Raw genomic sequence first — 14212 nt, forward strand, 5'->3', positions numbered from 1 at the left:
GCTTTGCCGGATTCGGCTGCGATAGAGATAAGCCTCCATCTTGAGATCTTCGTTGAAGGATCGATCCCGGGACTATGGGAAGGAGGGGCAATCGATATGGTGTGGTAGTTCTCCGGTCCTGAGGTACTGGCCCTCCCAGAACATGAGCTTGTCGAGCAGGCGGCGGGCGATGAATTCGTCGGAAATGTTCCCACTGCGGGACAAAGGGCCCTCACGGCGCCGCAATTCGTCGACCAGCCCGGCAGTTGCGTCCTTGAAATCCGGGCGCTGGTTTTCAAGGGCGAAGTGGACGGTACAGGCGCTATGGTAGGTGGGGTAGCTGGCCGTGCCGCGCTCGAGAATCGCGTGATGACCCTGTGACAGGGGGGTACCCAGTTCAATGCGCCCTCGCGCCCGGGCGGCTCTGCGCGCCATGGTGTCCCAGATGAATATGCAAAGATCCGGCCGGGAAAATACGGCTATCTTACTGGCAGCTGAGATGTGGTTCCGCCTTCGCGCATCAGCCTCTTGTAAGGCCTTCGCCAGCGACTCTATCAAATTAATTGGGTCTGCATCTCTATATCCGGGTTGACGGAAGTTCATAATGATCTTGGCAACAGTGGCATAGTTCCAGGTTCCTGTCCGTGCAAGTCGGAAGGTCACAAGAAAAAGACGTGCGTCGCTCTCGCTAATTTCATATGTCGATGTCGAACTGAAGATGGTCAGCCAGTACTGATCCGATGGGGAGCGACCAATTTTGACATCAGGAGCGGCGCACCACTTGAGTACATCTTTACGAGCTATTTCCAATAAATGAGATCGTAAAGTTCCAGTCAGGAAGTTCGGTTCCATAATCGTCCTCCAATGACGTTGGTTATACGGCGGGGGATTTGTGGCAGAGTTGGTGATGGCATTGGTTTTGTGGTTTATTATTTCATTGTTTTAAATGTAGTGTCTGTCCCGAATGTCAGAACGGTGTATTGTCATCAAAGTCGGATTCGAGAGATTCCCGAACGCCTTCAGGGTTGATGTCGTCAAGTATCTTTCGAGAGATTTCCATTGTCTTCACATCTGCTTTTTCGTTATAGAGGGATAAGAATGCCTCCTTTTGTGTTGTTTTCCATGCCGTTGAGGGGGCTTTTTCCAGAATGGCGAGGGCACAGGCTATTTTGTCGATATCGCCTGTTTGTTGTAAGGCTTGTAGCAGGCTGGATATTGTTGCCGACGTCGTCCGAGTGTCCAAGATAAATTGTTCGAGGAGATTTTGGATAACGTCTTTGTTTCGTCTGAATGCTTGGATCTTGCCGATAAACCCCGTGAGATCAGCATCTTCGTCTAACTTGATCGGGAAGACGGGAATCTGGCGGCCGATCGCAATTCCCACCTCTTGATCAGTCCATTTGCTGGAGGAAAATTCCTTACAGATCAATGCAATCAAAGAATCGGAAGAGAAAAGCGCCTTCTCGATGACGCTTTGCCACTCCATTGCCGGTTCTATATCTTCATGAGCGACAAAGCATGAAATTCCATATTCCGAAAGTAGGCTTTTGACCTTTTGGGCTCTGTGAGAAACATTTGATTTGTGGCTAATAAATACGTGCAATATATTTGATGATTTCCATATTTTTTCTATATCATTTTGGCTGACGGTCTCAATTTCTCCTCGAAAATGATATTGAGGGTTGATTCGCCAAGTTTCTCCCCCTGCAGGTGCCCAAAGGGATTTCGGCATAAAATCTATTCTCAAATTATTTTTATATGAACGCGGAACCACTAATTCGATGCTCTCCTCCAGGTCTTCAATGTGATGTATTTTGTAATCGATAAATTGAATATAATTTTCATCCTCAATATGGATATCAAGATTTACATAAGGGACATGTTCAAATGAATGTTCTTCAAAAAAGGCGTTATAACATAATTTGCCTGAGACAGAATGTCATTAAGGCGCGCATTATTTTGGGCGATTTTTTTCAATACGAGGAGCATCAAGGAACTAAAATTTTTTATAAAAGGGAAATCTTCGCTGTTGTTTTCGTATATGTTTTTGTCTTTTAGCGTGAAATTTTCTATGGGTGGCATTGTCGATATCCACTCTACGGCAACTACAGCCCCAACACCGTCATGGGCCGCTATCCGATATTAAGATGCGAACTTCCTGTAATTTTACCAAAACGCGTGCAACCATCCAAGTCGTCATCAGCAACCCCGCCGTACGCAATGGGCCCATTGCAATATAAGGAGATGCATCGGCCCGCTTCAAACATGCCCCACCCACTCCCCCCGCGCCTTCAGCGCCTCGGCATAGCGCCGGCCGATCCGGGCGATGCGCTCGGGTGCGAAGTTCTGTTGGGCCAGCGCCATGCCGCGGTCGAAGACTTCCGAATAGCGGCGGATCAGGCCGTCGGGTGACAGGTCCAGGCAGGCGATGCCGTCGAAGCAGACGCGGGCGCCGGCGGCTTCCGGGGCGGTGGATCGATAGCTGAAGCGAGAGCGGGCCGTTGTCCGCCTCGCCGGTGATCCGGCCCATTCGTCATCAGCCGCCGCATCAGCCCGCCCCGCGCATGGGATTCACGAACGGAATGCCGGCGAAGTCCTTTTCGTTGTCCGTCACCACCAGGCAGTCGTTGGCGCGGGCGGTGGCGGCGATGATCATGTCGAGACCGCTTCTTGGCCTGCCGGCGGCCTTGCCCTCGGCCATCAGGTGGGCCCAGATGAGCCCGGCTTTGTCGTCGAAGGGCAGGACGCGACCGGCGAACAGCGACTGCGGTCCCTCGGGCCCGGCAAACCAGGCGTCGAGGGCGTCACGCTTCCGGCCGGGTGGCTTTTCAAGAATGCCGCGGCGGATTTCGGCGATCGTCAGCGAAGAGATGAACAGATCGTCGTCCCGCTGTTCCGCCCACCAGGCGAGCAACAGCTCCGAGGGCTCTGGCTTGACGACATTGCTGATGATGTTGGTATCGAGAAGATAGCGCGTCACAGCCTGACCTTGCGCCCGTCTTCGCGCGGGCGGGCAAGGTCGAGATCGGCGCCGACGAGGGGCGATCTGCGAAGAGCAGCCAGGATGCCGCCTTTCCCGGGCGTGTCACCGGAGACGGCCTGGCCGACCATCGCGCGCAGTCTGGACGCATCGGCGCCGTCCTCGGCCAGACGGCGCGCCAGCGCACGGATGAGATCGCGATCCGCATCGCGCCCGAGCACTTCGAAGCGCGCCAGACCTCTCTCGCTCAATCTGGACCGGTAGTTCTGAACGGCGCGCTTCTGCGAGTTTCCCATCGGCGTCTCCCTTGCGCTCCCCTGTAATATATCCGGGTAGTCCCGGCGGGACAAGGCGGCGGGGCGTGCGGCTTGGGCAGCCCCCTCCGTTCAGGTCGTGCCGGGCGGGGCCGCTCACAGATGCCCCACCCAATCCCCCCGCGCCTTCAGCGCCTCGGCATAGCGCCGTTCGATCCGGGCGATGCGCTCGGGTGCGAAGTTCTGCTGGGCCAGCGCCATGCCGCGGTCGAAGACTTCCGAATAGCGGCGGATCAGGCCGTCGGGTGACAGGTCCAGGCAGGCGATGCCGTCGAAGCAGACGCGGGCGCCGGCGGCTTCCGGGGCGGTGGATCGATAGCTGAAGCGATAGCGGGCATAGGCGCGGCCGGGGCCGGCCAGCACGTCGTGGAACTGCCAGCGGAAATCGCAGCCGCCCTTGTAGAAGCCCGCCAGGATATGGGCGATGCCCTGGGGGCCCTGTTCGGGGCCGAAGAAATAGTCGTCATAGATGCCGTCGGGGGTGAAACAGGCGGCGAGCGCCGCCGCGTCGTTCGCCTCTACGGCGGCGGCGAAGCGGGTGAGCAGGGTTTCGGCTGCGGTGGTTGCGGTGGTCATGGGGGCGGTCCTCGCGGGGCGGCGCTCATGATCCGGCGCCGTGTCATCCCCCAGTATGACCGCCATCGACCCTCTGCGTCACCTCGTCCTCGGGCGCGGCGAAGCGCCGGTGGAACAGGTCCCAGGAAGGCTGACCGATGGCGGCGATGCGGGTGGCCGCCGCCTCGGTGGCGGCGTGATCGCCGGCCCGGGCGGCCGCCTGCAGGGCCTGCCCCGCCTTCATCAGCGCCGTCAGCCCGCAATTGCCGGCGATGGAGATCATGTCGTGGCCCAGCTGGCGCAGCCGGTCCTGATCGCCGATCGAGAGTGCTGCGGCCACCTCGCGGACCTGCTGTCGGCCGGTCGATTCGAAGCTCGCCACCATCGAGGCCAGTGTCGCGGCCGAGGTGAGGCCGCGGAGCGTGGCCATGGGCGCCTCGTCCAGAAGGGGCGTGGCGTCTTCCGCCCGGGGGGGGCCCTCCGCCCTGGTCCCCGTCCCCTCTCTGGTTCCCCTCTCCGGCGCCGCCCGATCCTTCCGCACCGTCCAGCGGGCGGCCATGGCCAGCAGTTTTTCGGCGCGGAAGGGTTTGGGCACGAAATCGTCCATGCCGGCGGCCATGTATTCCTCGCGCATGCCGGCCATGGCATTGGCGGTCATGGCGACGATCGGTGTGCGCGGCCGGCCGCCCCGTGCCTCGGCGGTGCGGATGCGGCGGGTGGCCTCCATCCCGTCCATCACCGGCATCTGCACATCCATGAACACCAGGTCGAAATCATCGGCCCGGCAGGCTTCGATCGCCTCGGCGCCGTTTTCGACCACGGCTACCCGATAGCCCTGCTTTTCCAGAATGGTCGAGGCGACCACCTGGTTGACGGTGTTGTCTTCGACCAGCAGCACCCGGCCCCCGGTCACAACCGGCAGGGCCGGCGGCGTTTCGGCCGGGGCGGCCGGGGGCGGCAGGTCGAAGCTGCGGGCAAGGGCCGCGATCAGCTCCGCCCGCCGGATCGGCTTGGTGATCACCGCATCGAAAATCCGCGCCGCCTCGGCGGCGGGCGGGGAGGAGGCGGCCAGGATCATGCGCACCGACTGAAACCGCGGATGCAGCCTGAGCCAGGTGCCCAGCGTCGCGCCGTCTATGCCGCTCAGATTGAGATCGGTGACCACCAGGTCGACCGGCGCGCCGGTCTGGGCGGCCATCTCCAGCAGGCGCAGGCTTTCGGCCACGTCGGCCGCCTCGCTCAGCTCCATGCCCAGTTCCCGAAGGTGATGGGCGAGGACACGGCGGTTGAGCGGCAGATCGTCGACGATCAGCGCCCGCCGGCCACGCAGCCCGGCTTCCAGCCCCGTGGCCCCGACGGGTTGCACCGGCAGCATCGCCCGGTCCAGCGGCACCTCGAAGCGGAAGACCGACCCCTGGCCGGGCTCGCTGTCGACCGAGATGGTGCCGTTCATCAGCTCGACGAGCCTGCGACAGATTGCGAGCCCCAGCCCTGAACCTCCGAAGCGTCGGGTGATCGAAGCGTCGGCCTGGGCGAATTTGTGGAACAGTTTAGCGGTCTGCCCGGCGCTCATGCCGATGCCGGTGTCGCGCACCTCGAACAGCAGGCGCCGGCGGTCGGCCTCGCCCGACCGGCCTTCGCAATCTTCGCCACTTTCGTTGCCGACATCTTCGCAATCTTCGCAAGCCACCGGCCCCAGATCGCGCACGGTGACGGCGACATGGCCGCGCTCGGTGAATTTCACCGCATTGCCGGCCAGGTTGAGCAGGATCTGCCTCAGCCGCGTCGGGTCGCCCAGCCAGCCGCTGCCGGTACCGGGCTCGGCCATGCAGGCGATCTCGATGCCCTTGTCGCGGGCCCTGGGCGCCAGGATCGCGGCGACACCGTCGAGCAGCTCGGTCAGATCGAAGGGCAGGTGTTCCAGCTCGACCCTGTCGGCCTCGAGCTTCGAGATGTCGAGGATGTCGTCGATCACCACCAGCAGGGCCTCGGCGCTGTCGCGCACGGTTTCGGCATAGCCGCGCTGCTCGTCGTCGAGCGGGGTGCCGAGCAGGATCTGGGTCATGCCCATCACGCCGTTCATCGGCGTGCGGATTTCATGGCTCATATTGGCCAGGAAATCGGATTTGGCCTGGCTCGCGGTTTCGGCCATCACCTTCGCCCGTTCCAGCGCCGCGGCGAGCGAGGCCAACTCGCTGGCCTGCTGTTCCAGCTGCACATTGGCCTCGCGCAGTTTCACCATCGCCTGGTTGCGCACCGACAGATCGGTGATCGCGCCCACGAACATGCGGCCCTGCCCGGTGGTGAAGGCGCCGATCGACAGGTCGATCGGGAAGCTGCTGCCATCCTGCCGCCGGCCTTCAAGCTCGCGGTTCAGCCCCAGAACCCGCGGCGTGGCGCCGGCATCCTGGCGTGCCAGATAGCCGTCATGGGCGGCGGCGATGGCGGGATCCATCAGCATGGCCACGTTCTGCCCGATCATCCGATCGGCCGGCCAGCCGAACAGCCGCTCGGTGGCCGCATTGACCATCGTCATGCGCCCCTCTGCGTCGGTCACCACGATGCCGACGCCCAGCGTGCCGAACAGCGCCTGCAGCCGGGCCTCGCTCTCGCGCAGCTGTGCCTCGCCGCGCCGCATCTCGGTGACGTCGGAGAAGGTCACCACGCAGCCCTCGCCCAGCCGCACCGCCTGCACCCGGAACCAGCGGTCGCCGCTGTCCCGCCGGGCGGCATGATCGAACAGGGCCGGCTCGCCGCTGTCGACCACCGCGGCATAGCGTGCCACCAGTTCGGGCCCCTCGCGGCTGCGCAGGGTTTTCAGCGTGTTGCCGATCGCCTGGTCCAGCGGCACGCCGGTCTTGCGCACGAAGGCGGCATTGGCCATGACGATGCGGAAATCGTCGATCTGCCCCGTCTCGTCGCGGATGGGTTCAAGGGTCATGATCGCGTTCAGCGAGGCATGCATCACGCCCGCCAGCATATCGCGACCGCGGACGATTTCGGCCGCCCGCCCGCGTTCTTCAGTCACGTCGGCGCAGCTGGCCACCAGCCCGCCGCGCTGCATCCGCCGAAGCCGGGTTTCGATCACCCGGCCGTCTTCATGGGTCGTCTCGAAGGGGTCGGTCAGGGCGGCGTCGTCGGCGGCGATCAGATCGCGCAGCCGGGCCAGATCGGCTGCCGCCCCCCGGGCGCAGGCGGTTTCCACCACGCCCAGATCCTGGCCCACCGCCAGCCGGCCCGGGGCGATGCCGTGCAGATCCTCGAACCGGGTGTTCCAGGCCAGCAGTTGCAGATCGGGGCCGAAGGCGGCGATGCCGTGGTCGATGGTCTGGAACACGGCGTCCAGCAGCGCTTCGCGCTCGGCAAGCGCGGTCTTGGCCTGCATCTGCTCCGTCAGGTCGCGGCCCGATCCGCGGAAGCCGCGGAACGTGCCGGCCTCGTCGAAGACCGGCTCGCCGTTCATCTCCACATGGCGCAGCCGGCCCGCCCCGTCATAGACGTCGTAGCAGAGATTGCGAAAGGCCTGCCGCCCGGCCAGCGCCCCGGCATAGGCCCTGAAGCCCGGCTGCGCGGTATCCGCCACCAGTTCGCGGCGGGTGCGGCCCAGGATCTGCGCCGGATCCAGGCCGATCTTCAGCACCCCCGGCGACATGGCGGTGAAGCGCCCGTCGGCATCGGTTTCCCAGTACCAGTCCGACGACAGCTCGGTCAGCGCCTTGAAGCGGACCTCGCGCTCGGCCAGTTCAGCGGTGCGTGCCGCCACCTGACGCTCCAGATCGGCCGCCATCCGCTGCGACGCCTGTGCCGACAGGCGCTGACGCTCCAGCCGTGCCAGATGCATCTGCAGCAGCGCCCCGAGCAGCAGCGCGATGACGCTCAGTGCCAGCGCGGTGTGGAGCGGATCAGCCAGGTTCAGCGACGCGACGAAGGGCTCGCCCGCGCCGATGGTCAACAGCCAGTCGCGGCCGAATACCCGGATCGGCAGGGTTTCGGTCAGCAACTGACTGGTGGCGAAACCGGCGCTGCGGTGAAAGGCCTCGGCCTCGGGATCTTCGGTGACGTCGCGGATCGACAGCTCCACCGGCCTGTCGTCGCGGCGGGTCCCGGCCAGAACATCGTCGATCACCAGCGGCGCATAGGTCCAGCCGGTGGTGGCGGCCATCCGTTCGGCGATGGTGCCGAGCGGCATGCCCGGCCGATAGACCGGCAGCAGCAGCAGGAAACCGCGATCGCGGGCGCCCGTTGCCTGGACCAGGGTGATCGGCGCGGTCAGTGCCGCCTGACCGCTGATCATCGCCGCCCGCGCGGCACTGGCGCGAGAGATTTCCGAGGCGATATCCAGCCCCGCCGCACCGGCATTCGGGGCCGTGGGCTCGATATAGCGGATGATCCAGCTTTCGCCGTCATGCGCGGTCAGGCGGCGGATGGCGAAATCGGGCCGGCCGTCGGCGCGCTCACGCGCGATGAAGGCCTCTTCCTCGTCCGGGCGCAGCCGGGTGATGACCCCAAAGCCCAGCGCGCCCGGAAATTCCCGGGTGATGTCGCGGCTGCCGGCATAGGTTCTGAAGGCGGACAGCGTCATGTCGCGATCACCGCCCACCAGCAGCGCACCGCGGGCCCCCAGCAAGCCGTATTCATAGGTGTGAATGCGGTCGACCACATGCCTCACCGTCTCGGCCACGGTCAGGCGGAACCGGTTGCCGATCACCGTCTGATTGGTCTCGTACCGCCAGACCCCGCCCAGCACCGCCGCCGCCAGCCCCAGGATCACGAGCAGGGCCGCAGCCGGATACGGCCGCACGCTGCGGCCGGGCCGGGCGGGGGCGGGTGACGGGGGCGTCTGCCGCCGGGTGGGATCTGGCTGTTCAGGGGCGTCGTTCACGCGCGGAATTCCGGCTGTTGGACGGTTCTGTTTTGCAGAGTGTAGATCCGAAACGTCACGAAGTTCTTAACGGGGCGCCGGATTAAGAATACATCTCCAGGTATTCAGATTTGTGGGATGATGGCGGATATTTAGTTTCCATATATTTGAAGGAACATGAATTGATCATGCGGGTGCGAGGATTTTTCATGCGCATGCGGGTGCCTTCCGGCGGGCTTGCATTCCGCGGCGCAGCACGATAAACCAGGATCATGCTGCAACGCGGCAGCTGACATCCGTCTTCAGGATGTGCCCCTCTTCGGAATGTAGCCTGCGACCGATGTAGACCCGGACCGGTACCGCCCGAGACTGATGCCGCCCGCCTGCCTGGCTTCCGCCCGGCCGCGGGGTCTGCTCGTGCGTCGCCGTTGTCCCTCGTCCATCGCGCCCCCGCGGCCCCCGAACCCCTCTCGCGCCCGAACCCCTCTCGCGCCCGAACCCCTCTCGCGCCCGACCCCTTCTCCCGCAAGAAAATGTCCCGACCGCGTCGCCGGCCGCCCGGCCGCTGCGGTCGCAAACCGTCCGGAGACGTCCGTCTTGACCACGCAATCCTCCCCATCCGCCGGGTCGCGCAGCCGGCTTCGCGCCGAATGGTTCGGCAATATCCGCGGCGATCTGCTGTCGGGCCTGGTCGTCGCGCTGGCGCTGATCCCCGAAGCGATCGCCTTTTCGATCATCGCCGGCGTCGACCCCAAGATCGGGCTCTATGCCTCGTTTTCCATCGCCGTCGTCACCGCGATCGCCGGTGGCCGGCCGGGCATGATCTCGGCCGCGACCGCCGCGACCGCCGTGCTGATGGGGTCTCTGGTCCGCGACCATGGGCTGGATTATCTGCTGGCGGCCACCGTGCTCGCCGGGCTGTTGCAGATCCTGGCCGGGCTGCTCCGCTTCGACTATGTGATGCGCTTCGTGTCGAATTCGGTGATGACCGGCTTCGTGAACGCGCTCGCCATCCTGATCTTCATGGCCCAGCTGCCGGAACTGATCGGCGTGCCCTGGATCACGTATCCGATGGTCGCGGCCGGGCTCGCCATCATCTATCTCTTCCCGCGTCTCACCCGTGCGGTGCCGTCGCCGCTGGTCTGCATCGTGGTGCTGACGGTGGTGGCGCTGTCGATGGGGCTGGAGCTGCGCACCGTGGGCGATATGGGCGAGCTGCCCTCCAGCTGGCCGGCTTTTCTGATCCCCGACGTGCCGCTGACGCTGGAAACGCTGAAGATCATCCTGCCCTATTCGGCCGGCGTCGCCGCGGTCGGCCTGCTGGAAAGCCTGATGACCGCGCGGATCGTCGACGAGATGACCGATACGAACGGCAGCCGCCGCCGGGAATGTTTCGGCCAGGGCCTGGCCAACACGGTCACCGGCTTTCTGGGCGGCATGGCCGGCTGCGCGATGATCGGCCAGTCGGTGATCAACGTGAAATCCGGCGGCCGCGGCCGGCTGTCCTGCTTCTGTGCCGGCGTGTTCCTGCTGTTCCTGATCGTGGTCACCGGCGATCTGGTGGCGCAGATCCCGATGGCGGCGCTGGTCGCGATCATGATCATGGTTTCGGTCGGCACCTTCCGCTGGTCGTCGCTGAAGGAACTGGCCACCCATCCGCGGGTGTCGAGCCTGGTGATGCTGGCGACCGTGGTGACGGTGATCGCCACCCACAACCTGGCGATCGGGGTGGGCGTGGGCGTGCTGCTCTCGGGCCTGTTCTTCGCCTGGAAGATCTCGCGCATCGTGCGCGTGACCTCGACCTTGTCGGAAGACGGCCGCACCCGCACCTATCTGGTCGAAGGCCAGGTCTTCTTCGCCTCGGCCGAGATCTTCCAGTCCGGTTTCGACGTGAAGGAAGATCTGGAGCGGGCGGTGATCGACGTCTCCCGCGCCCATATCTGGGACATTTCCAGCGTCGCGGCGCTGGATGCCGTGGTGCTGAAATTCCGCCGCCACGGCACCCGCGTCGACATCCTGGGCCTGAACGAGGCCAGCGCCTCGATCGTCGACCGCCTGGCGCTGCACGACAAGCCGGGTGCGGCCGGGCGGCCGGCGGGGCATTGAGCCACACCGGGATCTGCCCCACACCCCTCCGGTCGGGACCGTCCCGGCCGGAGGGGGGCATATGGCCGGGACCATCTGTCATCGACAGCATTCGCCGGCGCGCCCTTCGGGCAGACGGCTTCGGCAGACCGGCCGGCGTCGAATGCGATGGCACCAGGGTACTGACAGCGTCTATACTTTTTCAGCACAGATACCTTGGGGGAGACGTGCCGTGCCTAAGGAAGCTGTCTTTACGATGAAGCTGGATGCCGAGTTGCGCGCGGCATTCATGGCCGAGGCTGCGGCAGAAGATCGCCCGGCATCGCAGGTCGTTCGCGAATTGATGCGCGACTATATCGAACGGCGTCGTCAGAGCCGTGACTACAACACCTATCTGCACCGAAAGGTTGAAGCCGGACGTGCGTCGATACGTGCCGGACAGGGCCGGCCCAATGACGAGGTCAAAGCTGATTTCGCGGCGCGTCGGGCGCGGCTGGCAGGGTCCGACGCGTGATCGTGCTCTGGACGCCCGAGGCGGAGCAGGACCGGGCATCGATCTGGGAGTACATCGCGACGGGCGACCCGGATGCCGCCCGACGTCTCGACGAACTGTTCGACCGTGCGGCAGATCACCTGACAGCATATCCCGAAATGGGCAAAGCCGGCCTCATCCCCGGTACGCGTGAGTTGATCCCACATGAAAGCTATCGCCTGATCTACGAGATCCACGGCGGCGCCGTCTGGATCATCGCCCTGGTGCACACCTCTCGCCAATGGCCCCCGCTGATCACCCCGCCCCGAACCGATCGATGATCGTCACCCCGGTGCCGGGGAAGCGGTCCATCATGGTCAGAGGGCGGTTGCCTTCGCCCTGGTCGAAGCGGGTACCGCCTCCGCAGACCCTCCGCAAATCTGTCCCGCCTCGCCCGCGAACCCCAAGCTCCCGTAAAAATCCCGGGAGGTTCGCGGAAAAAATTATCCCTGTTTTTCAATTGGTTAAATTTCACAATTTATTCATGTTCATACTATAGAATGACTTCCAGAAGATGTTCGCGCGGATCGCCTTTTTCCGGCCCCCGATTCAGGATATTAAGAGGGGGTGAGTCGCACCCTTGCGGGTGCGTGGATTGAAACTCGGAGAACTGGGGGAAGATCCTCCTCCTCCTGGGTCGCACCCTTGCGGGTGCGTGGATTGAAACGCGGCTGGCTGCCGGATCTTCGGGAGTGCGCCGCGTCGCACCCTTGCGGGTGCGTGGATTGAAACAACGATATGGCCATGGAGGCGGCGCGCCGCGCCGAGTCGCACCCTTGCGGGTGCGTGGATTGAAACCCAGGGGCTCCTCGAGGGCGGGCGGCATCACCGCGAGTCGCACCCTTGCGGGTGCGTGGATTGAAACCGCAGCCCACTCGCTGACCAGCGTGTCCGGATCGTCGCACCCTTGCGGGTGCGTGGATTGAAACAGCATGGTGTGATTGCGTACCAGCTGTGCCGGCGGGTCGCACCCTTGCGGGTGCGTGGATTGAAACAGGCGTAATAGACAATGTCAGTCACCATGATTGGTCGCACCCTTGCGGGTGCGTGGATTGAAACCATTTCCTCTTTGGTAAGAGCATATTCGACTGGTGTCGCACCCTTGCGGGTGCGTGGATTGAAACTCCGGGTCGACCCACTCCCACCTGGGCGGGATGTCGCACCCTTGCGGGTGCGTGGATTGAAACCGTGATGGGGAGATTAACGATATCGTTAGTCTTAGTCGCACCCTTGCGGGTGCGTGGATTGAAACGCGGACGGTCAGATCGTGGCTGTCCGCAGGGACAGTCGCACCCTTGCGGGTGCGTGGATTGAAACGCGGCAGCCTCGCGGTCGCGGATCAGCGCCTCGAGTCGCACCCTTGCGGGTGCGTGGATTGAAACTCCACGTCCTTGCCATCATACAGAATATGATGGGTCGCACCCTTGCGGGTGCGTGGATTGAAACGCGGCAGCCTCGCGGTCGCGGATCAGCGCCTCGAGTCGCACCCTTGCGGGTGCGTGGATTGAAACGGTGGCTGACGCCCCGTATCGGCCCACTCGCAGGGTCGCACCCTTGCGGGTGCGTGGATTGAAACACAGTACGCAGCCGCATTTTCCGCCGGCGAAATGTCGCACCCTTGCGGGTGCGTGGATTGAAACTTTGGATGCACCATCGACCGCATCGGGGCCAATGGTCGCACCCTTGCGGGTGCGTGGATTGAAACCGCTGGGACCTCGCCTACGCGGAGATGTGGTGGGTCGCACCCTTGCGGGTGCGTGGATTGAAACCGCAAGTCCTGGTCATCGCCCAAGAAAGACGGCTGTCGCACCCTTGCGGGTGCGTGGATTGAAACTGCCAGTCGGGCGCCTCGCCGGTTGTCGACCAGGTCGCACCCTTGCGGGTGCGTGGATTGAAACGTGACACCGCGATTGACCTGGCCCGCATCCTTGCGTCGCACCCTTGCGGGTGCGTGGATTGAAACCAGGCTACGCACAATGAGCTGGACCGTCTCCCGCGTCGCACCCTTGCGGGTGCGTGGATTGAAACTGGTCATTGTGCGGCCCCCGATTGAGCCGGACGGTCGCACCCTTGCGGGTGCGTGGATTGAAACCTGAAGGATCTGGCGGACAAGGTGCGCCGCGGCCGTCGCACCCTTGCGGGTGCGTGGATTGAAACTTGGTCACCATGGCGCGGCTGACACCCCGCCGAGTCGCACCCTTGCGGGTGCGTGGATTGAAACCGCGCCGCCGCCGCCATGGCCATATCGTTGAAAGTCGCACCCTTGCGGGTGCGTGGATTGAAACCAGAAGCCCACGACGGCCGGGTTATTGGCAGCCAGTCGCACCCTTGCGGGTGCGTGGATTGAAACGGTCGAGGTGCGCGACGCCCTCGCGACCAGTCCGGTCGCACCCTTGCGGGTGCGTGGATTGAAACGCTGAACTCGATACAGAGGCAGTGATCGAGGATGTCGCACCCTTGCGGGTGCGTGGATTGAAACAGCCGGGTCTGGTCCGTGGTGGACGGCGCCATCGGTCGCACCCTTGCGGGTGCGTGGATTGAAACACAAGGATCCCGAGACCGGCCAGAGGCGTCCGCGGTCGCACCCTTGCGGGTGCGTGGATTGAAACGGCGGTGGTGACCGGTGAGGCGCAGGCGCGGGCGGTCGCACCCTTGCGGGTGCGTGGATTGAAACACCTGGCTCACCCGCCGCCGCCCGGTGAACCAGCGTCGCACCCTTGCGGGTGCGTGGATTGAAACCGTCGGGCTGGAGGACGGCGCTGTGTCGGATTAGTCGCACCCTTGCGGGTGCGTGGATTGAAACCCCTCCGCATCGCGGAGCTGGGCGTCGGGCTGGTCGCACCCTTGCGGGTGCGTGGATTGAAACCTCCCCGTGCCCCGCCACGGCTGCGCGGGCCTGGTCGCAC

Annotated in this window: 9 protein-coding genes and 1 CRISPR repeat array (1 of these 10 only partly in view); of the genes, 3 read left to right on the forward strand and 6 right to left on the reverse strand. The window is 63.9% G+C overall.

All coding sequences use genetic code 11. The annotated features are described in order from the left end of the window. Nucleotides 1-72: 72 nt before the first annotated feature. The 6 genes from WI697_RS03340 to WI697_RS03365 all read right to left on the reverse strand — a co-directional run bounded on the left by WI697_RS03340 (nucleotide 73) and on the right by WI697_RS03365 (nucleotide 8710). Nucleotides 73-831: a hypothetical protein gene (locus WI697_RS03340; RefSeq protein ID WP_345957353.1), complete on the reverse strand. Its 759-nt coding sequence runs from the start codon at nucleotides 829-831 to the stop codon at nucleotides 73-75. A gap of 115 nt (nucleotides 832-946) precedes the next feature. Beyond that, nucleotides 947-1711 carry a toll/interleukin-1 receptor domain-containing protein gene (locus WI697_RS03345; RefSeq protein ID WP_345957354.1) on the reverse strand — a complete coding sequence of 255 codons (765 nt, stop codon included), beginning with the start codon at nucleotides 1709-1711 and terminating at the stop codon, nucleotides 947-949. Between the two features lie 816 nt (nucleotides 1712-2527). After that, on the reverse strand, nucleotides 2528-2959 hold the full coding sequence (locus WI697_RS03350; RefSeq protein WP_345957355.1) for a type II toxin-antitoxin system VapC family toxin: 432 nt from the start codon (nucleotides 2957-2959) through the stop codon (nucleotides 2528-2530). Beyond that, nucleotides 2956-3255 (reverse strand): hypothetical protein, encoded by a 300-nt coding sequence (locus WI697_RS03355; RefSeq protein ID WP_296716198.1) that lies wholly within the window; start codon nucleotides 3253-3255, stop codon nucleotides 2956-2958. Before WI697_RS03355 ends, WI697_RS03350 begins: the two co-directional genes overlap by 4 nt. A gap of 114 nt (nucleotides 3256-3369) precedes the next feature. Continuing rightward, nucleotides 3370-3849: a nuclear transport factor 2 family protein gene (locus WI697_RS03360; RefSeq protein WP_345957356.1), complete on the reverse strand. Its 480-nt coding sequence runs from the start codon at nucleotides 3847-3849 to the stop codon at nucleotides 3370-3372. A gap of 43 nt (nucleotides 3850-3892) precedes the next feature. Then, entirely contained in the window at nucleotides 3893-8710 is a 4818-nt protein-coding gene (locus WI697_RS03365) for a PAS domain-containing hybrid sensor histidine kinase/response regulator (protein WP_345957357.1), read from the reverse strand. A gap of 576 nt (nucleotides 8711-9286) precedes the next feature. Here WI697_RS03365 and WI697_RS03370 point away from each other — a divergent pair. From WI697_RS03370 to WI697_RS03380, 3 genes are all read left to right on the forward strand, one after another. Beyond that, on the forward strand, nucleotides 9287-10795 hold the full coding sequence (locus WI697_RS03370) for a SulP family inorganic anion transporter (protein ID WP_345957358.1): 1509 nt from the start codon (nucleotides 9287-9289) through the stop codon (nucleotides 10793-10795). A gap of 211 nt (nucleotides 10796-11006) precedes the next feature. Next, nucleotides 11007-11288: a hypothetical protein gene (locus tag WI697_RS03375; protein ID WP_345957359.1), complete on the forward strand. Its 282-nt coding sequence runs from the start codon at nucleotides 11007-11009 to the stop codon at nucleotides 11286-11288. Next, nucleotides 11285-11587, forward strand: coding sequence for a type II toxin-antitoxin system RelE/ParE family toxin (locus tag WI697_RS03380; RefSeq protein ID WP_345957360.1), 303 nt, complete (start codon nucleotides 11285-11287; stop codon nucleotides 11585-11587). The genes WI697_RS03375 and WI697_RS03380 overlap by 4 nt, the downstream gene beginning before the upstream one ends. Nucleotides 11588-11877: 290 nt before the next feature. Then, a CRISPR array of direct repeats spans nucleotides 11878-14212; the repeat unit is 31 nt; unit sequence GTCGCACCCTTGCGGGTGCGTGGATTGAAAC (it continues 88 nt past the right edge of the window).

The sequence above is a fragment of the Tistrella mobilis genome (assembly GCF_039634785.1).
Taxonomy (GTDB): Bacteria; Pseudomonadota; Alphaproteobacteria; order Tistrellales; family Tistrellaceae; genus Tistrella; species Tistrella mobilis.

Coding starts and splice junctions, on each gene's coding strand:
- WI697_RS03340 (WP_345957353.1), bottom strand. CDS start 831: ATGGAACCGAACTTCCTGACTGGAACTTTACGATCTCATTTATTGGAA.
- WI697_RS03345 (WP_345957354.1), bottom strand. CDS start 1,711: ATGCCGAAATCCCTTTGGGCACCTGCAGGGGGAGAAACTTGGCGAATC.
- WI697_RS03355 (WP_296716198.1), bottom strand. CDS start 3,255: ATGGGAAACTCGCAGAAGCGCGCCGTTCAGAACTACCGGTCCAGATTG.
- WI697_RS03360 (WP_345957356.1), bottom strand. CDS start 3,849: ATGACCACCGCAACCACCGCAGCCGAAACCCTGCTCACCCGCTTCGCC.